This is a genomic window from Xenophilus arseniciresistens (genome assembly GCF_028023875.1).
GTDB classification, from domain to species: Bacteria; Pseudomonadota; Gammaproteobacteria; order Burkholderiales; family Burkholderiaceae_C; genus Xenophilus; species Xenophilus arseniciresistens.
Genome location: NZ_JAQIPB010000010.1, coordinates 1 through 18,588, shown reverse-complemented (window position 1 = coordinate 18,588; position 18,588 = coordinate 1). Strand labels below are relative to the sequence as shown.

Below are 18,588 nucleotides of genomic sequence, written 5' to 3'. Positions count from 1 at the left end.
CCTGCGCCGCGGTGCGTGCGCTCAACCAGTGGCGATGCGCTGAAACAGCCCGCCCGGCAGCCGGCCGACCTGGCCGTCCAGCTCCAGTTCCAGCAAGGCCGCCTGCAGCCGGGCCACGTCCAGGCCGGTGCGCGCACACAGCGCGTCCAGGCTCACGGGCGCAAAGCCCATCTGCGCGAGCAGGCCATCCTGCGCCTCGTCGGACGGCTCCTCGGGGCCGGCGGCCGCAGGCGGCGCGGCCGACAGGGCCGGCAGCTCTTCCAGGATGTCCTGCGCCGACTCCACGAGCTTGGCACCCTGCCGGATCAGCGCATGGCAGCCGCGCGACTGCGGCGCATGGATGGAGCCCGGGATGGCGAACACCTCCCGCCCCTGCTCGAGCGCCATCCGCGCCGTGATCAGCGAGCCCGAGGCCAGCGCCGCCTCCACCACCAGCGTGCCCTGCGACAGGCCGGAGATCAGCCGGTTGCGGCGCGGAAAGTTCGGCGTCAGGGGTGGCGTTCCGAGGTGGAACTCGCTCACGATCAAGCCGCGTGCCGCGATGCGGCGCGCCAGCGCGCCATGGCGCACGGGATAGACGATGTCCAGCCCCGTGCCCACCACGGCCACGGTGGCCGCGGGCGCATCCGCCGCAGCGGGCATGCCCTCCAGCGCGCCCTCATGTGCGGCGCCGTCGATGCCCAGGGCCAGGCCCGACACGATGGTCAGCCCGGCCTGCGCCAGGTGCCGCGCGAACAGGCGGGCATCGCTGGCGCCCTGCGGCGTGGGGTTGCGGCTGCCCACCACGGCCAGGGCGCGCGCGCAGGCGACGTCGCCCAGCTGCAGGTGCGCGGGGCCCAGCGTGTAGAGCAACAGCGGCGGATCGGCGATCTGCAGCAGCGCCTGCGGGTAGCCGGGATCGGCCAGGCTCAGGAGGCGGCGCTGCAGCGTCACGCCGCCCTGCTGCTCCTGGTGCTGCAGCCACTGCCAGGTTTTTTCAAGGGCGGCCGGCAGGGCCTCGGGCGGCTCACTCAGCGCACGGGCCGCGGCGGGCCCCAGCACGCTCTCGAGTGCATCGGTGCTCTGGCGAAAGATCTGCTGCGGCAGGCCGAAGGCCGCCAGCAGGCGGCGCGCCTGCGTCGGGCCGACGCGGGGGCTCAGCGCCAGCCGGAGCCAGCCCTGCAGCTCTTCGCGGTCCATGCGCGGCGCGGGGTGGGGTGTGACGGCGGCGGCAGCGGGCGCCGGAACGCCGTCAGGGGTTGGCCAGCAGGTCGCCGGCACGCGGGTTGGCGCTGATTTCCAGCACCAGTGCGTAGGAGGCCTTCTCGAAGGTGCGGAACACCATCAGCAGGCCCGCGCGCTCATTGGGCAGCTTCAACGTTTCCTTGGTGCCGCCCGTGCGGTCCACGATGGTTTCGCCGTTCTTGAGGATGGCCAGCACGTGGCCGCTCTCGATGCCGTCGCGCAGGCCCTTGTTGATGCTGACGATCTGGTTCTGGCCGATGTAGCTCACCGCATTGCCATAGACCGAGACGATGCGACCGCCCTCGATGGGCAGCTGCGGCGCGCGCGGCACGTAGCTCACCAGCTGGCGCGGCGGCTCGGGCAGCAGGCGGTCGCCGGCGCGGATTTCCTCGCGCGCGGCCATCACGTCCACCGTGGCCGGCACCACCATCGTGCTGCTGGCGCCGTTCTGCATCTGGTTCTCGGTCGTCTCGCCGCGCTCCACCCGCACCTTGCCCAGGTACTGGGCCTCGTAGCCCAGGATCTCGCCGGTGCCGGGGTCCTTCAGCGGGGTGGCGGAGCGAAACACGCGCAGCTGCGGCAGCGGGCCGTCCACCGGCAGCAGCAGCGGCGCACCCGGCACGCCGCGCGCATAGGCCCGGTCGCCGCGGGTGAGCAGCACCCGGTTGTCGCTGGCGCCCACGATGCGCGGCGCCTGCGCCAGCGTGGCCTCGTCGTCCAGGATCTCGGGCTCGGTCAGGAAGGCCTCGATCAGGTTCGGGTCGATGGTGGGCAGCGACAGGTCGGAAGCCCCTTCGTAGCGCGTGCGGGGGGACAGCTTGATGGTGCCGCCGCTGCCGAAGCCTTCGCCGCGGCGCAGCGCCAGGCGGGCGCGGCCGTTGCTCTTGTCCAGGTAGAGCACCTGGCCTGGGTAGATGCGGTGCGGGTTGGCGATGTCCTGCAGGTTCATGCCCCACAGCTCCGGCCAGCGCCAGGGGCTGCGCAGGAACAGCCGCGAGATGGCCCACAGCGTGTCGCCGCGCCGGACGGTGTATTCGTCAGGCGCGTTGGGCGCCAGCTCGGACAGCGGCACGCCCTGCTGCGCGGTCTGCTGGGCCGTGGCGCGCTGCGCGGGCGTGATGGGGTAGTTCTGGGCCCGGGCGTCGCGGGCCGTCCCGGCCAGGCCCAGGGCCGAAGCCAGGGCGATGCCACCGAGGACCGCAGACGGGCAGAAGGAGGGATGGCGACTGACTTTTTTCATGGATCGGATGGTTGCTCACCGCGCAATAGCTGCGCGATTCTGTAGGTGAACAAATACTCACAATTTGCTACGAATTTTGCGCTGAAGCCCCGCCGACGGCAACGTCAATCGCGCGCTGCAACGCCCTCAGGGTATGGAAATGGCGAAAATAGCCACAACTTTCCCCGTATTCATGGCCCTGCGAACCATTCTGAGTTACCCCGATCCTCGCCTGCACACGGTGGCAAGACCCGTGCAGGCCGTGGATGCGCGCATCCAGGCCCTGGTGGCCGACATGATCGAGACCATGTATGACGCCAATGGCATCGGCCTGGCGGCCACGCAGGTCGACGCCCACGAGCGCGTGGTCGTGATCGACGTGTCCGAGGACCGCGATCAGCCCATGGTGCTGATCAACCCCGAGATCACCTGGGCCAGCCCGGAAAAGGTGCTCAACGAAGAAGGCTGCCTTTCGGTGCCCGGCATCTATGACGGCGTGGAGCGCTCGACCTCGGTCAAGGTGCGGGCGCTGGACGCGCAGGGCGAGCAGCGCGAGATCGAGGCCGAGGGCCTGCTGGCCATCTGCATCCAGCACGAGCTGGACCACCTGATGGGCAAGGTGTTCGTCGAGTACCTCTCGCCGCTCAAGCGCAACCGCATCAAGACCAAGCTGCTCAAGCAGCAGCGCGACGAACAGCGCGACACGGCGCGCCGTGGTGCTTGAGAACCGGCGGCCGGGCGCCACTGATATGAAACAGCCCCCACGCTTCCCCGCTTCGCGCGGTCCGCTGCCCCCCAAGGGGGTGCGTCAGTGCCTTCGGGCGGCCGGGCGTCACTGACATGAAACAGCCCCCACGCTTCCCCGCTTCGCGCGGTCCGCTGCCCCCCAAGGGGGTGCGTCAGTGCCTTCGGGCGGCCGGGCGTCACTGACATGACGATGAAGAAGTCCCTCCCCGCCGCTGCCGCCACGCTGGGCCTGCTGCTGCTGGCGGGCTGCGTGTCGGAGCCCACCTGGATCGCACCCGGCACCTCGCGTGCAGAAACCCTCCAGCGGCTGGGCCCGCCCACCGCCAGCTACGCGCTGGCGCAGGGCGAACGCCTGCAGTACTCGCGCCAGCCCATGGGCTTCGAGGTCAGCAATGTCGACCTGGACGCGCAGGGCCGCGTGGTGTCGGTGACGCAGGTGATGGACGAGGGGCGCTTCGCCCACGACATCCGCGTGGACGAATGGCGGGTGCCCGACGTGCTGCGCACCTACGGCCGGCCCGAGGAGATCTCGCGCGTGAGCTCCTTCAACGGCGACGTCTGGCAGTGGCGCTACCGGCAGCTCAACAACCCCCGCCTGCTCTACATCTACCTGGACCCGCAGGGTGTGGTGCGCCGCTACCACGTGGGCGACGACCTGCGCTTCGTGCCACCCAACTCGAGGCCCTGAACGCCCCTGGGCGACGCCGCGCCGCCCGCGCGCCTGAAACAATGGTGGCGCATGCTGCGCCGGCACCGCTGCCACGCAGCACACACCGACGAGGAAGCACAGTCCCAGTGAGAGTAGTTTTTGCGGGCACGCCCGAATTCGCCAGCGTGGCCCTGGCGGCCCTGCATGAGGCAGGCTTCGACATTGCGCTGGTGCTGACCCAGCCCGACCGCCCGGCCGGCCGCGGCATGAAGCTGCAGGCGTCGCCGGTCAAGCAGTACGCGCAGCAGCAGGGCTGGCCCGTGGCGCAGCCGCGCAGCCTGCGCCTGGACGGCAAGTACCCCGAGGACGCCGCCGCCGCGCGCGAGGCGCTGCTGGCGGCCCAAGCCGACGTGATGGTGGTGGCGGCTTACGGGCTGATCCTGCCGCAGTGGGTGCTGGAGCTGCCGCGCCTGGGGTGCCTGAATATCCACGCCAGCCTGTTGCCGCGCTGGCGCGGCGCGGCGCCGATTCATCGCGCCATCGAGGCAGGCGACAGCAAAACCGGCGTCACCATCATGCAGATGGACGCAGGGCTGGACACCGGCGACATGCTGCTGGCCGAAAGCCTGGCCATCGGCGAGGACAGCACGGCCCAGCTGCACGACCGCCTGGCCGCGCAAGGCGGCCGGCTGATCGTGCAGGCGCTGCGCCTGGCCGAAGCCGGCGCGCTGCAGCCAGTGCGCCAACCCGAAGAAGGTGTGACCTACGCGCACAAGATCGAGAAGGCCGAGGCCCCGCTGGACTGGCAACTGCCGGCCGCCGACCTGGCGCGCCGCATCCGCGCCTTCGACCCCTTCCCCGGCGCACTGGGCGCGCTGGACGGCGAAAGCCTCAAGCTCTGGGCCGCGCAGGCCTTGCCGCTGTCGCACGACGCCGCGCCCGGCACGGTGCTGGCCGCGGGCGCCGAAGGCATCGACGTGGCCACGGGCGATGGCGTGCTGCGCCTGACGCAGCTGCAGCGCGCGGGCGGCAAGCGCCTGGGTGCGGCAGATTTTTTGCGCGGCTTCGATGTGAAGGCGGGCCAGGTCTTCGGCGGGCCTGAAAGCTGATGTTCCTCTCCGCCTCGATCCGGCGCCACCCGGCGTTCCGCGAGGGCTGGCGCGAGATGGCGGCCGTCTCGGTGGGCATTGGCGCCTGGGGCCTGATGACCGGCGTGGCCATGCTCAAGTCGGGCATGAGCGTGGTCGAGGCCGTGGCCATGACCCTCTTGGTCTTTGCCGGCAGCTCGCAGCTGGCGGCCATTCCGCTGCTGATCGCGGGCGCCCCGGCCTGGGTGATCCTGGCCACGGGTTTTTGCGTGAACCTGCGCTTCGTGGTGTTCAGCCTGCACCTGCGGCCCTACCTGATGCACATGCCGCGCTGGCGCCGCCTGCTGCATGGCTATCTCACGGCCGACATGAGCTACGCCCTGTTCACGCGCCGCTATCCCACGCCCGGCGTGCTGCCCTCGCAGCGCGAGGAGCAGGAGGCCTACCTCGTCGGCGGCTACGCCATCAACTGGTGCACCTGGATGGGCATGAGCCTGCTGGGCATCGCGCTGGCCAATTTCATCCCCACGCACTGGGGCCTGGGCTTTGCCGGCGTGCTGAGCCTGGTGGCCATCGTGTGCTCCATGGCCACCACGCGGCTGCGGCTGCTGGCGGCGCTCATCGCCGGCGCCACCGCCGTGGTCGCCTATGCGCTGCCGCTCAAGCTCAACATCGTGGCCGGCATCGGCGTGGCCGTGCTGCTGTGCTTCTGGCTCGAAAAGCAGATGGGCCTGGACGCCGAGGCGGAGGACGCACGATGAACAGCGGCGCCATCGCAGGCATGACCGATCTCTGGACACTGGCCGTGATCGCGGGGCTGGCCGTGGTCACGGTGCTCACGCGCTGCTTCTTCTTCATCATGGACCGCCCCTGGGGCCTGCCCGACTGGGCGCACCGTGCGCTGCACTACGCGCCGGCCGCGGCGCTGGCAGCCGTGATCGCGCCCGAGATCGTGATGAGCAACGGCCAGTTGATCAGCACCTGGCAGGACGCGCGCCTGTATGCGGCGGCCATCGGTGCGGCCTGGTACTTCTGGCGCGGCGGCGTGCTGGGCACCATGCTGGTGGGCATGGCCGTGTACCTGCCGCTGCACATGGGACTGGGCTGGTAGCCGCCCTTTCTAGAATGTGCGCCATCGCGGCGCCCGGCGCCGCCACGGCATTCATTTCAACTTGCAGGCTCCCGAATCCATGAACGTTCTCCGCTTCTCCGACCTGTGTGCGCAAGGCAAGGCCGCCGGCCAGCGCGTGTTCATCCGCGCCGACCTCAACGTGCCGCAGGACGACGCCGGCAACATCACCGAGGACACGCGCGTGCGCGCCTCGGTGCCCTGCATCCAGATGGCGCTGGATGCCGGCGCCGCCGTGATGGTCACCTCGCACCTGGGCCGCCCCACCGAGGGCGCCTTCAAGCCCGAGGATTCGCTAGCCCCCGTGGCCAGGCGCCTGGGCGAGCTGCTGGGCCGCGAAGTCCCGTTGGTGGCCGACTGGACCGACGGCGTGCAGGTGCAGCCCGGCCAGGTCGTGCTGCTGGAGAACTGCCGCGTCAACAAGGGCGAGAAGAAGAACGACGAGGCGCTGGCCAGGAAGCTGGCCGCGCTGTGCGACATCTACGTGAATGACGCCTTCGGCACCGCCCACCGCGCCGAAGCCACGACCTACGGCATCGCGCAATTTGCGAAGACGGCCAGCGCCGGCCCGCTGCTGGCGGCCGAGATCGACGCCATCTCCAAGGCCCTGGCCGCGCCCAGGCGCCCGCTGATCGCCATCGTGGCCGGCTCCAAGGTCAGCACCAAGCTCACCATCCTGCAGTCGCTGGCCAAGAACGTGGACGGCCTGATCGTCGGCGGCGGCATTGCCAACACCTTCCTGCTGGCCGCCGGCCTGCCCATCGGCAAGAGCCTGGCCGAGCCCGACCTCGTGGGCGAAGCCAAGGCCGTGATCGAGGCCATGAAGGCGCGCGGCGCCGAGGTGCCGATCCCCGAGGACGTGGTCACGGCCAAGAGCTTCGCAGCCGACGCGCCCGCCACCGTGAAGGCCGCCAGCGAGGTGGCCGACGATGACCTGATCCTGGACATCGGCCCCAAGACCGCGGCCCGCCTGGCGGCGCAGCTCAAGGCGGCCGGCACCATCGTCTGGAACGGCCCCGTGGGCGTGTTCGAGTTCGACGCCTTCGCCAAGGGCACGGAAGCCATCGCGCGCGCCGTTGCCGAAAGCAGCGCCTTCAGCATCGCGGGCGGCGGCGACACGCTGGCGGCCATCGCCAAGTACGGCATCGAGAAGGACGTGGGCTACATCTCCACGGGCGGCGGCGCCTTCCTGGAAGTGCTGGAAGGCAAGACCCTGCCGGCCTTCGAGATCCTGGCCAAGCGCGCAGCCGGCTGATCGGCACACTGCCTTGCGGCACGCAGCCCGGAGCCCGCGCAAGCGGGCTTTTTTCGTCCGCACGGTGCCGCGCCCGCGGCATGGCCCTCATCAACGTCGCCGTATCGTGAGCCGTCATTGCTGCATGTGAAAATGTTCTGGCACCGGTCGACGTCTTCATGGGAGGACGGCCCGCGATGCGCCTTCCGGAGACACCCCGCATGAATCCCGACCGCCTGCCGCGCCACGCCACCAAGATCGTCGCCACCCTGGGCCCAGCCTCCAGCACGCCCCAGATGCTCGAAGCCATGATCACGCACAAGGTCAGCGTTGTGCGGCTGAACTTCAGCCACGGCACCGCGCAGGACCACATCGCCCGCGCCGCGATGGTGCGCGAGGCCGCACGCATCGCCGGCCGCGAGGTGGCCATCATGGCCGACCTGCAGGGCCCGAAGATCCGCGTGGGCAAGTTCGCCGAGGGCAAGGTCTGGCTGGAGCCCGGCGCCAAGTTCACGCTGGACGCCGCACGCACCGAGCCCGGCGACATCGACGCCGTGGGCCTGGACTACAAGGACCTGCCGCGCGACGTGAAGCCCGGCGACCGGCTGCTGCTCAACGACGGCCTGATCGTGCTGGCGGTGGACGCGGTGCGCGGCGAGCAGGTCCACACCACCGTCAGGCTCGGCGGCGAACTGTCGAACAACAAGGGCATCAACCGCCAGGGCGGCGGCCTCACGGCGCCCGCACTGACGGCCAAGGACATGGAGGACATCAAGACCGCCATGAGCTTCCAGGCCGACTACGTGGCCGTGAGCTTTCCCAAGAACGCCACCGACATGGAAATGGCGCGCCAGCTGTGCAATGTGGCGGGCGCGGAGTTCGGCCACAAGCCGGGCATGATCGCCAAGATCGAGCGGGCCGAGGCCATCCCGAAGCTGGAGGAGATCCTCAGGGCCAGCGACGGCATCATGGTCGCGCGCGGCGATCTGGCGGTGGAAGTGGGCAACGCCGCAGTGCCGGCGCTGCAGAAGAAGATGATCCGGCTGGCGCGCGAGATGGACAAGGTCGTCATCACCGCCACGCAGATGATGGAGTCGATGATCACCAACCCCGTGCCCACGCGCGCCGAGGTGAGCGACGTGGCCAACGCCGTGCTCGACGGCACCGACGCCGTGATGCTGAGCGCGGAAACCGCCTCGGGCCGCTACCCGCTGGAGACGGTGCAGGAGATGAGCCGCATCTGCGAAGCCGCCGAGCAGGCCGAGGACCCGTCGCTGGACCTGGACTTCCGCGGCCACTATTCGCGCATCGACCAGTCCATCGCCATGGGCGCGCTGTTCACGGCCCACCACCTGGGCGCCAAGGCCATCGTGGCGCTGACCGAATCGGGCTCCACGCCGCTGTGGATGAGCCGGCATGCGGCGCACATCCCGGTCTATGCCCTGACCTCGCGCCTGGCCACGCAGCGCAAGATGGCGCTGTACCGCAACGTGCGCCCGCTGCTGATGGACTCGGAAACCGACCGCGACACCGCCCTGGAGCGCGCCGAGGCCCACCTGAAGAAGCGCGGCATCGTGCAAAGCGGCGACGTGTACGCCATCACCTGCGGCGAGCCCATGGGCGCGCCGGGCGGCACCAACATGCTCAAGATCTGCCGCGCCAGCTGAGCCGCAGGCGGGCTGCGGCGCCCTCCTACGCCGGCACGGGCCGGGGGCCGTGCCCAGCCTTCTACAATCCCGGGCTGACCGAGCGCCGCCACCGGCGGCTCCCCGAACACCACAGCAAAGAGCGAGCGACACAGTGAATCAGGACCAACTCAAGAAAGTCTCCACGGGCAACGGCTTCATCGCCGCGCTGGACCAGAGCGGCGGCAGCACGCCCAAGGCACTGAAGCTCTATGGCGTCGAAGAGTCGGCCTACAAGAACGAGGCCGAGATGTTCGACCTGGTCCACGCCATGCGCGCGCGCATCGTGAGCAGCCCGGCCTTCACCGGCGAGCGCGTGCTCGGCGCCATCCTGTTCGAGATGACCATGGACCGCCAGTTCGAAGGCATGGACGCCGCCCAGTACCTGTGGGAGAAGAAGCAGGTCGTGCCCTTCCTGAAGGTGGACAAGGGCCTGGCCGACGAAGCCGACGGCGTGCAGGTGATGAAGCCCATGCCCGAACTCGACGCGCTGCTGGCGCGCGCCGCCAAGAAGGGCATCTTCGGCACCAAGATGCGCTCGGTGGTCAATGCCGCCAACGCCAAGGGCATCGAAGCCGTGGTGGCGCAGCAGTTCGCCGTGGGCAAGCAGATCCTGGCGGCCGGCCTGATGCCCATCATCGAGCCCGAAGTGAACATCAATGCGAACGACAAGAAGGAAGCCGAGGCCCTGCTCAAAGCCGCGCTGATCAAGGAACTGGACGCGCTGGGCGCCGACCAGAAGGTGATGCTCAAGCTCACCATCCCCACCGTGGACGGCTTCTACACCGAGCTGGTCAAGCACCCCAAGGTCGTGCGCGTGGTGGCCCTGTCGGGCGGCTACAGCCGCGATGAGTCGAACGCCATGCTGGCCAAGAACCCCGGCGTCATCGCCAGCTTCAGCCGCGCCCTGACCGAAGGCCTGTCGGCCCAGCAAAGCGATGCCGAGTTCAACGGCGCGCTGGACAAGGCCATCGAGGCTATCTACCAGGCCTCGATCATCTGAGCCGGGCCGCGCCTGCCTGCAGGCCCCGTCCTGCCCACCAGCCACCCGCTGCGGTGGCTTTTTTCTGCGCGCACAATGCGCGCTGCCTCCCGCTTTGCCGAACTGCCATGACGAACACCGTCCACACCTCCTCCATCCAGAGCCTGCCCCTGCTTGCGCGCGGCAAGGTGCGCGACAACTATGCCGTGGGCGAGGACCGCATCCTCATGGTGGCCAGCGACCGGCTGTCGGCCTTCGACGTGATCATGGGCGAGCCCATTCCGGGCAAGGGCGAGATCCTCACGCAGATGGCGCTGTGGTGGTTCGACCGCCTGGGCCATCTGTGCCCCAACCACCTGACCGGCGACGCGCCCGAAAGCGCGGTGCAGAGCGCCGAGGTGCCCCAGGTGCGCGGCCGCTCCATGCTGGTCAAGCGCCTCAAACCCATTCCGGTGGAAGCGGTGGTGCGCGGCTACCTGGCCGGCAGCGGCTGGAAGGAGTACCAGGCCGGCCAGAACGTGTGCGGCGTGCCGCTGCCCGAAGGGCTGCGCAACTCGCAAAAGCTGCCGCAGGCCATCTTCACGCCCGCGGCCAAGGCCGCCGTGGGCGAGCATGACGAAAACATCAGCTACGAACGCGTGGTCGAGATGATCGGCCCCAGGCTGGCCCAGCAGATCCGCGAAACCAGCATCGCGATCTACGAAGCCGCCGCCGCCATCGCGCTGACCAAGGGCATGATCATTGCCGACACCAAGTTCGAGTTCGGCCTGGACGAGCAGGGCCAGCTGGTGCTGATGGACGAGGTGCTCACGCCGGACAGCTCGCGCTACTGGCCCGTGGAGGGCTACGAGGAGGCGCTGGCTACCGGCGCCAACCCGCCCAGCTACGACAAGCAGTTCGTGCGCGACTGGCTCGAGGCCGTGCGCATCAACGGCAAGCCCTGGGACAAGACCCCGCCCGCGCCGCGCCTGCCGCGCGAGGTGATCGACAAGACCGCCGCCAAGTACCGCGAGGCGCTGGAGCGGCTGACGGGCTGAGGCCCTCGCTGGCCGGCGCCTGCGTCGTCAGCGCCGCTGCCCGGCCTCCAGCCGTGCCAGCGTGCGGCCATTGGCGTCCAGCAGCGCCATCTGGCCCGGGCCGCTGAGCCGGTAGCTGGCCGTGGTCTGCAAGGCCTGGAAGAAGGCGGTTTCCAGCGCGCTGCGTGCCGCATCGGCGCAGGCCATGCGCGTGGCGCCCAGCTGGCTCAGCCGCAGCTGCGCGCCGTTGCGCGTGAAGCCGCCCGACAGGCGATTGCAGCCGCCCGATCCGCTCACGCGCCCCTGCAGGTCGAACTGCACATGGGGCTCGCGCGCGGCATCGGGGCCGGGCACGGGCCGCTGCTCGCCCAGCTGCACCAGGCGCCACATCGGGCCTTCGATGGGCTCGTCCAGGTCGATGCCGCTGCTGCAGGCGCCCAGCGCGACAGCCATCAGCAGCGTGGCCGCCACGGGGGCGAGACGCGGTGCACGAAAGAAATGACGGGCAGGAAGGCGCATGGCGGCAACAGGTATGCGTCAGGATGTGACAGAGGTTCGCATCCTAACGTTGCCGCCGGCGCCGGGGCAGCACGGGCCGGCGCAGGCTCAGTACAGCGTGTTCAGCTGAGCACCACGCTCGACAGGCGGCGGCGGTAGGTGGCCACCGTCGGGTCGTCGGGCGGGATCTGGCCTTCGGCCACCTTGGGCTTGGGCGGCTCGATCACATCCAGGATGGCGATGTAGGTCTTGCGCGCCAGCTCCTCGCTCCAGGCCTTGTCGCGCATCAGGATCTCGAGCAGCTCGTCCATGGCCGCCGTCCACTGCTGCTGGGCCATGAGCAGCTGCGCGCGTGCGAAGCGGGCGTCGAAGTCGCGCTTGGCGGCGGCGATCTTCGCGTCGGCATCGGCCAGGCGCTGCGCCCACTGGCTGCTGTCACCGGCGGCGTCGATGGCGTCCATCCAGCGCTGCAGCGAATCGAAACGGCGTACCAGGGCGCGGCGGTCGATCACGGGCGCGAACGCCACCTTGGCATCGTCCTCGCGGCCCAGCTGCAGCAGCAGCTTCACGTAGTCGAAGCGGGCATCCTCGTTGGCCGGGTCGGTGGCCACGGCGTGTTGCAGCTTTTCCAGCGCGGCGTCGGTGTCGCCCTCGGCCAGGGCCTCCTGGGCCTGCTCTTCCTGCTGCTGCGCTTCCAGCTCGTCGGCGCCGGGCACATGCTTGTCCAGAAACTCGCGGATCTGCGCGGCCGGCTGTGCGCCGACGAAACCGTCCACGGGCTGGCCGCCCACGAACATCACGCAAAAGGGGATGCTGCGCACGCCGAACATCTGCGAGAGCTGGCTGGACAGCTGCGGCACCTTGTCGGCGTCCAGCTTGGCCAGCTTGAAGCGGCCCTCGTACTCGACCTCGAGGCTTTCCAGCACGGGGCCCAGCTGCTTGCAGGGGCCGCACCATTCGGCCCAGATGTCCAGCAACACGGGCGTGGTGAGCGAAGCTTCGACCAGTTCGGTCTGGAAATTGTCGAGGGTGATGTCGATCATGGTGGCGGCAAGGCAGTGGGGACAGGCGGCACCTGGAGGGCCAGGGCGCCGCGGCATCCGCGAAGCTGGGGGCCAAACGTAGAATTCCAAGCCATGAGTGAAACCATCCAAGTCGGCGTCGTCATGGGCTCGAACTCCGATTGGGAGACGATGCGCAATGCGGCCGAGATTCTGACCCAATTCGGCATTGCCCACGAAGCGAAGGTGGTGTCGGCCCACCGCATGCCCGATGCCCTGTTCGCCTACGCCGAAAGCGCCGCCGGGCGCGGCCTTTCGGCCATCATTGCCGGCGCCGGCGGTGCCGCGCACCTGCCGGGCATGCTGGCCTCCAAGACCACGGTGCCCGTGCTGGGCGTGCCCGTGGCCAGCCGGCACCTGCAGGGCGTCGATTCGCTCTACAGCATCGTGCAGATGCCCAAGGGCGTACCGGTGGCCACCTTCGCCATCGGCAATGCGGGCGCGGCCAACGCGGCGCTGTTCGCCGTGGCCATGCTGGCCGTCAACGACCCGGCGCTGCGCGCGAAGCTCGACGAGTTCCGCTCGCGCCAGACCGAGGCCGCCACGGCCATGACGCTGCCGCCCGTGGCGCCCATCGAGGCCGTCTCCCCCTTCACGCCCCAGGGCGGAGGTGCTCTGTGAGCCGCGCCCGGCCGCCCGAAGCGGCTCGCACCGCAGTGCGCAGCACGGAGGTCTTCCAATGAGCCCCGCGACCGTCACTTCGGCCCTCCTGCCCGGCAGCACGCTGGGCGTGATGGGCGGCGGCCAGCTGGGCCGCATGTTCGTGCACGCGGCGCAGGCCATGGGCTACTTCACGGCCGTGCTCGACCCGGATGCGGACAGCCCGGCCGGCCGCGTGAGCCATCACCACATCCATTCCGACTACCTGGACGGCGACGGCCTGGCCCGGTTGTCCAAGCTGGCCGATGCGATCACCACCGAGTTCGAGAACGTGCCGGCGCAGGCGCTCGCTTCGCTGGCCGGCGACCGGCCCGTGGCGCCCGGCGCGCAGGCCGTGGGCATCGCGCAGGACCGCATCCTTGAGAAAGCCCATTTCACGCGCTGCGCCGCCGCCAGCGGCGTGGGCTGCGCGCCCTATGCGGTGATCGAAAGCGCCGAGCAGCTGGCCGCCGTGTCGCCCAGCCTTTTGCCGGGCATTCTCAAGACCGCGCGCATGGGCTACGACGGCAAGGGCCAGCAGAGCGTGCATTCGGCCGCCGAACTGGCCCGCGCCTGGGAAGCCACGGGCCGCGTGCCCTGCGTGCTGGAGCAGCGCCTGCCGCTGGCCGCCGAATGCTCGGTGATCGTGGCGCGCAGCCGCGATGGCCAGAGCGTGCATTTCCCGGTGCAGCGCAACCTGCACAAGGACGGCATCCTGGCCGTGACCGAAGTGCACGAGCAGGTGCTGGACGCCGGCCTGGCCCGGCAGGCCGTGGCCGCCGCCGTCTCGGTGGCCGACGGCCTCGACTATGTGGGCGTGCTGTGCATCGAATTCTTCGTGCTGGCCGACGGCAGCCTGGTCATCAACGAAATGGCGCCGCGCCCGCACAACAGCGGCCACTACACGCTCGACGCCTGCGACGTCTCGCAGTTCGACTTGCAGGTGCGCACCCTGGCCGGCCTGCCGCTGGTGGCGCCGCGCCAGCACAGCCCGGTGATCATGCTCAACCTGCTGGGCGACCTGTGGTTCGCGCGTGGCAGCAACCAGCAGGTGGAACCGCCCTGGGACCGCGTGCTGGCGCTGCCCGGCACCCACCTGCACCTGTACGGCAAGACCGAGGCGCGACGCGGCCGCAAGATGGGCCACCTGAACATCACCGGCGCCGATGTGGCGCAGATGCGCGAGACCGCCGCGCAGGCCGCCAGCCTGCTGGGGCTCACCGACGCTGCAGCTTGAAATGAAACTACCCCCACGCTCCCCCGCTTCGCGAGGTCCGCTGCCCCCCGAGGGGGTGCCTCAGTGCCTTCGGGCGGCCGGGCGCCACTGAGATGATTCTCGACGGCCGCGACCCCGCCGCCATCCAGCAGGCCGCGCAGGCCCTGCAGGCGGGCCATCTGGTGGCCTTCCCGACTGAAACGGTCTATGGCCTGGGCGCCGACGCGGGCCAGGACGAGGCCGTGCGCGGCATCTTCGCGGCCAAGGGCCGGCCGGCCGACCATCCGCTGATCGTGCATGTGGCCGCAGGCGCGGCTGGCACGGCGGCCGTGGCGCATTTCGCGCAGTCGCTGCCGCCCTTTGCCCAGGCGCTGGCGCGCGCCTTCTGGCCCGGGCCGCTGACCCTGATCGTGCCCCGCCGCGAAGGCGTGGGGGCCGTGGCGGCCGGCGGGCAGGACACCATCGGCCTGCGCTGCCCCGACCACCCCGTGGCGCAGGCCCTGCTGAGCGCCTGCGCCGCGCGCGGCGTGATGGGCCTGGCCGGCCCCAGCGCCAACCGCTTCGGCCGCGTGAGCCCCACCACCGCCGCCCATGTGGCCAGCGAATTTGCCGACGACCTGCGCGTGCTCGACGGCGGTGCCTGCGACGTGGGCATCGAGTCCACCATCGTCGACTGCAGCCGCGGCGCGCCCGTGCTGCTGCGCCCCGGGCACCTCACGCGCGCGCAGATCGAGCAGGCCGCCGGCCAGCCGCTGCGCGAGCGGGAAACCCTGAACGCGCCCGATCCGCGCGCCTCCGGCACGCTGGAGGCGCACTACGCGCCCACTGCCAAGGTGCGGCTGATGGATGCCAAGGCGCTGCAGGCCGGGCTGGACGTGCTGGGCCCGCACGCCGCGCACATGGCCGTGTGGTCGCGCGCGGCGCTGCGCAGCGGCTCGCAGCGGCTGCTGCTCAAGCGCATGCCCGAGGACGCGGCCCTGGCCGCGCAGCAGCTTTTTGCGGTGCTGCGCCAGTTCGACGACGAGGGCGTCAAGCTGATCTGGATCGAGACCCCGCCCGCCACGCCCGAATGGGAAGGCGTGCGCGACCGGCTGCAGCGCGCGGCTGCGGCCTGAACGCTGCGGGTCCTCGGCTACTGAGCGCCGCCGCGCGGCGCGAAGGTGAAGACGTACAGGCTCTCCACCTGCTCGCGCGCCCATGGCGTCTTGCGCAAGAACTTCAGGCTGGACTTCACCGAGGGGTCGCTCTTGAAGCAGTTGATATTGATCTTGCGCGCCAGCCCATCCCAGCCGTAGTGCTCGGCCAGCCGCACCACGACCGCCTCCAGCGTGATGCCATGCAAGGGGTTGTTGGGCTGGGCAGCAGTCATATCAGGCAGCCTTGGGCGGCCGGTGCAGGGCGCACAGCTTGTTGCCGTCGGGGTCGCGCACATAGGCCAGGTACAAGGCACCCATCTCGCCCTTGCGCAGGCCTGGCGGCTCTTCGATGGACGTGCCGCCATGGGCCACGGCCACGTCATGGAAGCGGGCTACCTGCTCGGGCGAGCTGCACTTGAAGCCGATGGTGCCGCCATTGGCCAGCGTGGCGGCTTCGCCGTTGATGGGCTCGCTCACGCAGAAGGAGGCGCCGTCATGGCGGTAGAACAGGCGCCTGTGGCCCGTGCCGGCCTGGTTCTGCACCGGCTCGCCGGCGCCCAGCACGGCGAGCACCGCGTCATAAAAACGTTTGGAACGCTGCAGGTCGTTGGAGCCGACCATGATGTGGCTGAACATGTTCTTGGGTGTCTCTTGAAGATGAGGAAAACGGCCCGGCAGCCGCAGGCACCGGGCAGCGCTGCGCAGCCTAGCGCAAGCGCGCAGCGCGGCCTGTCATGTGCGGGCCTTCACGGCCGGTCGCACAGCATGTAGAGGGCTGGCCCGTCGGGCGTATGCACGGTGCGCACGCGCCTGAAGCCCGCCTTTTCGTAGCAGCGGATGGCCCGCGCGTTGTCCGGGGCGGGGTCGGTCTGCACCTGGGTGACGGCGGGGTCGGCAAAGAGTTGGGCCAGCAATGTGCGCACCAGCCGCGTGCCCAGCCCCCGGTCCAGCAGCGCGGCTTCGCCAATGGACTGGTCGATGCCGCGGATGCCGGGGTCGCGCACCTCTTCCCACCACCCGTCGCCGCTGCCCATCGCCACATAGGACTGGGCGTAGGCAAAGGGCTGCCCGCCCAGCGTGACGATGTACGGCTGCACCCTCTGGGCAGCCAGCAGCTCGGGGTGGTACTGCACGCGCACCTGCGCCAGGCCGGGCCGCTCTTCGCCCCACCAGCGGGACACGTGGGGCGCGTTGAGCCAGCGGTGCAGCAGCGGCAGGTCATCCTCGCGCAGCGGGCGCAGCGCGAGGGGCGCGTCCAGGCGCCAGCCCGACACGGCGGGTGGCACCGCTCAGCCTCCGCCCGCCAGCACCCCCTGGAAGAAGCCACGCGCCGAGGCCACGCAGAAGGGCGGCACCAGGGTGCCGTGGTAGGCGCGGATCACGGCTTCGGCCTTCACTGCCGCATCGCCCTCGGTGCTGTTGTAGCGGTCGGCCTTGGCCTGGGCGAAGCCGGCGCGCGCGGCGGCGTAGGGGTCGCCCTCGCCGCTGTTTCCGGCCTCCAGGTCCAGCACCTGCAGCATGTTCTGCGGCATGCCGCGCGCGGCGAAGTAGCCGGCCGTGGCCTGGGTGCTGAGGAAGTTGACCGTGGGATCGTCGGCGCCGCCGCAGAAGAAGACCGGGCGCGTGGGCAGCCAGTTGCGCAGGTCGTTGGCGACCGCGGCGCGGCGCAAGCCGTTGTCGGGCTGGCAGTCCAGCGCCGCCGGGTTGGCCAGCGAGCCGGCGCTGGGCGGCAGCGCGTTGCCGGGGCAGGGTCGGGCCTGCAGGTCGTTGACCGCCGCCGTGAGGTAGCTCTGGCGGATCAGGTTGTTGGCGCCGTAGAAGATGCCCAGCTCGGGCGTCAGCGGGCCGGGCACGGCATTGGCCGGGTACAGCGCGGTGAGCGGCAGCTTGCCGGCGGCGATCAGGTCGCCGATGGGCGTGAGGCTGGGCAGCAGGCTTTCGATGCCCTGCGCGTACTGGCTTTCGTAGATCAGATCGGGGCTGTTGTAGACATCGCCGAACTGCTGTTGCCAGCTGGTGGACAGCAGCGGCACGAAGATGGTGGAGCCCAGCGCGGGCCAGCCCAGGAAGTTGTAGTCGGTCAGCAGGCTGATGGCCGAGGGCGCCGACAGCGGGGCCGAGGCCGTGACGCTCTGGCCCATGGCCTGCAATTCGCGGTGGGCCGCCAGCGCCACGTAGCCGCCCTGGGAGTAGCCGGTCAGCAGCAGCGCCCCGCTGTCGCTGGCACCTGCCAGCGGCAGCACGCTGCGCGCCGCCTTGAGCGAATCGGCCACGTCGCGTCCCTGCTGCGTGCCGTTGAGGTAGGGGTGGTAGGGCAGCTTGGACTGCGCATAGCCCGCATAGTTGGGCGCCACCACGATGTAGCCCTGGGCCGCGAACATGGCGGCCAGGATCACGCCCTCGGCCGCCGAGGACTGCTCGGGGTTCACCCAGCGGCTCAGGTCATAGGCGCGGTCGGTGGTGGTGCCGTGCGCATACATCACGATCGGGCGCGGGCCCGTGCAGGCCGGGTCACTGCCGGTGGGCACCATCAGCGCGGCGCTGGCGGTGGTTTCTTCCTCCTTCCCGCCCACGGTGTGGTAGTGCACCGACTGCAGCTCGAAGCCGCACTTGGGCGTGCCCGCGATCAGCGCCAGCGCCTGGCCCTTGTCGTCCAGGTCCAGCAGGGTGCCGAACTCCTTGGCCGTGAAGCTGGCCACCGACTGCGCAGGCTCGACCAGCGTGCCGCGGCTGCTGGGCGGCGGGGGCGGCGGTGGGGGTGGCGGCGAAGGCGGCGTGACGATGGGCGGGATGAACACCGGCCCGCCGCCCCCGCCACCGCCACAGGCGGCCAGCACGGCCGTGGCCAGCACGGCGGCGGCGGTGCTCGCGTGCCGCACCAGGCGCTGGTGCGCGCTGGGGGCGCGGCGCGGCTGCGGGCAGGGTGGAAGCGGCTGGCTGGGCATCGGTTGTCTCCTTATATGTCTCAGATCATTCAAACTTCAGTCGTCAATGCAGTGAGGCCGGCCTTGACCGCTGAACGGGTTGACTCACCGCCGCGCAGCCTGTGTCTCCTTAGAGTGCAA

General features: G+C 70.3%; 20 protein-coding genes. 12 read left to right on the top strand and 8 right to left on the bottom strand.

Going from position 1 to position 18,588, the window contains the following annotated elements:
• Window positions 1-21: 21 nt before the first annotated feature.
• Together dprA and PGB34_RS19040 are read right to left on the bottom strand one after the other, a co-directional pair.
• Window positions 22-1,179 carry a DNA-processing protein DprA gene (gene dprA / locus PGB34_RS19045; RefSeq protein WP_271429688.1) on the bottom strand — a complete coding sequence of 386 codons (1,158 nt, stop codon included), beginning with the start codon at window positions 1,177-1,179 and terminating at the stop codon, window positions 22-24.
• A gap of 52 nt (window positions 1,180-1,231) precedes the next feature.
• On the bottom strand, window positions 1,232-2,464 hold the full coding sequence (locus PGB34_RS19040) for a LysM peptidoglycan-binding domain-containing protein (protein WP_271429687.1): 1,233 nt from the start codon (window positions 2,462-2,464) through the stop codon (window positions 1,232-1,234).
• Between the two features lie 172 nt (window positions 2,465-2,636).
• Here PGB34_RS19040 and def point away from each other — a divergent pair, with 172 nt between their 5' ends.
• The 9 genes from def to PGB34_RS18995 all read left to right on the top strand — a co-directional run bounded on the left by def (window position 2,637) and on the right by PGB34_RS18995 (window position 10,994).
• Complete coding sequence (gene def, locus PGB34_RS19035) at window positions 2,637-3,167, top strand: peptide deformylase (protein ID WP_271429686.1); 531 nt, start codon at window positions 2,637-2,639, stop codon at window positions 3,165-3,167.
• Between the two features lie 213 nt (window positions 3,168-3,380).
• Window positions 3,381-3,878: a hypothetical protein gene (locus tag PGB34_RS19030; protein ID WP_271429685.1), complete on the top strand. Its 498-nt coding sequence runs from the start codon at window positions 3,381-3,383 to the stop codon at window positions 3,876-3,878.
• 107 nt (window positions 3,879-3,985) lie between these two features.
• Window positions 3,986-4,948, top strand: coding sequence for a methionyl-tRNA formyltransferase (gene fmt / locus PGB34_RS19025; protein WP_271429684.1), 963 nt, complete (start codon window positions 3,986-3,988; stop codon window positions 4,946-4,948).
• On the top strand, window positions 4,948-5,688 hold the full coding sequence (locus PGB34_RS19020) for an AzlC family ABC transporter permease (protein ID WP_271429683.1): 741 nt from the start codon (window positions 4,948-4,950) through the stop codon (window positions 5,686-5,688). The genes fmt and PGB34_RS19020 overlap by 1 nt, the downstream gene beginning before the upstream one ends.
• Entirely contained in the window at window positions 5,685-6,038 is a 354-nt protein-coding gene (locus tag PGB34_RS19015; RefSeq protein WP_271429682.1) for an AzlD domain-containing protein, read from the top strand. Before PGB34_RS19020 ends, PGB34_RS19015 begins: the two co-directional genes overlap by 4 nt.
• Before the next feature lie 79 nt (window positions 6,039-6,117).
• The gene (locus PGB34_RS19010) at window positions 6,118-7,311 is read left to right on the top strand and encodes a phosphoglycerate kinase (protein WP_271429681.1); all 1,194 of its coding nucleotides are present in this window, start codon (window positions 6,118-6,120) and stop codon (window positions 7,309-7,311) included.
• A gap of 200 nt (window positions 7,312-7,511) precedes the next feature.
• Entirely contained in the window at window positions 7,512-8,957 is a 1,446-nt protein-coding gene (gene pyk / locus PGB34_RS19005) for a pyruvate kinase (RefSeq protein ID WP_271429680.1), read from the top strand.
• 133 nt (window positions 8,958-9,090) lie between these two features.
• A complete protein-coding gene (locus PGB34_RS19000; RefSeq protein ID WP_271429679.1) occupies window positions 9,091-9,978 on the top strand; it encodes a fructose bisphosphate aldolase in 888 nt (295 codons plus the stop codon).
• Between the two features lie 107 nt (window positions 9,979-10,085).
• A complete protein-coding gene (locus PGB34_RS18995) occupies window positions 10,086-10,994 on the top strand; it encodes a phosphoribosylaminoimidazolesuccinocarboxamide synthase (RefSeq protein ID WP_271429678.1) in 909 nt (302 codons plus the stop codon).
• Between the two features lie 27 nt (window positions 10,995-11,021).
• Here the strand turns inward: PGB34_RS18995 and PGB34_RS18990 are convergent, their stop codons facing one another.
• Both PGB34_RS18990 and PGB34_RS18985 read right to left on the bottom strand, forming a co-directional pair.
• Entirely contained in the window at window positions 11,022-11,492 is a 471-nt protein-coding gene (locus PGB34_RS18990; protein ID WP_271429677.1) for an META domain-containing protein, read from the bottom strand.
• 101 nt (window positions 11,493-11,593) lie between these two features.
• Window positions 11,594-12,514, bottom strand: a complete 921-nt coding sequence (locus PGB34_RS18985) for a tetratricopeptide repeat protein (RefSeq protein ID WP_271429676.1) — start codon at window positions 12,512-12,514, stop codon at window positions 11,594-11,596.
• Window positions 12,515-12,607: 93 nt separating this feature from the next.
• Between PGB34_RS18985 and purE the strand changes: the two genes are divergently transcribed.
• From purE to PGB34_RS18970, 3 genes are all read left to right on the top strand, one after another.
• The gene (purE, locus tag PGB34_RS18980; protein WP_271429675.1) at window positions 12,608-13,153 is read left to right on the top strand and encodes a 5-(carboxyamino)imidazole ribonucleotide mutase; all 546 of its coding nucleotides are present in this window, start codon (window positions 12,608-12,610) and stop codon (window positions 13,151-13,153) included.
• A 58-nt stretch (window positions 13,154-13,211) separates the two neighbouring features.
• A complete protein-coding gene (locus PGB34_RS18975; protein ID WP_271429674.1) occupies window positions 13,212-14,408 on the top strand; it encodes a 5-(carboxyamino)imidazole ribonucleotide synthase in 1,197 nt (398 codons plus the stop codon).
• A gap of 92 nt (window positions 14,409-14,500) precedes the next feature.
• Window positions 14,501-15,502 (top strand): L-threonylcarbamoyladenylate synthase, encoded by a 1,002-nt coding sequence (locus PGB34_RS18970; RefSeq protein WP_271429673.1) that lies wholly within the window; start codon window positions 14,501-14,503, stop codon window positions 15,500-15,502.
• 17 nt (window positions 15,503-15,519) lie between these two features.
• Here the strand turns inward: PGB34_RS18970 and PGB34_RS18965 are convergent, their stop codons facing one another.
• The 4 genes from PGB34_RS18965 to PGB34_RS18950 form a co-directional block, all read right to left on the bottom strand.
• Entirely contained in the window at window positions 15,520-15,756 is a 237-nt protein-coding gene (locus PGB34_RS18965) for a VF530 family protein (RefSeq protein WP_271429672.1), read from the bottom strand.
• Window position 15,757: 1 nt separating this feature from the next.
• Window positions 15,758-16,159: a VOC family protein gene (locus PGB34_RS18960; RefSeq protein WP_271429671.1), complete on the bottom strand. Its 402-nt coding sequence runs from the start codon at window positions 16,157-16,159 to the stop codon at window positions 15,758-15,760.
• Between the two features lie 110 nt (window positions 16,160-16,269).
• Window positions 16,270-16,782, bottom strand: a complete 513-nt coding sequence (locus PGB34_RS18955) for a GNAT family N-acetyltransferase (protein ID WP_271429854.1) — start codon at window positions 16,780-16,782, stop codon at window positions 16,270-16,272.
• A 30-nt stretch (window positions 16,783-16,812) separates the two neighbouring features.
• Entirely contained in the window at window positions 16,813-18,468 is a 1,656-nt protein-coding gene (locus tag PGB34_RS18950) for an alpha/beta hydrolase family protein (RefSeq protein WP_271429670.1), read from the bottom strand.
• Between the last annotated feature and the right edge of the window lie 120 nt (window positions 18,469-18,588).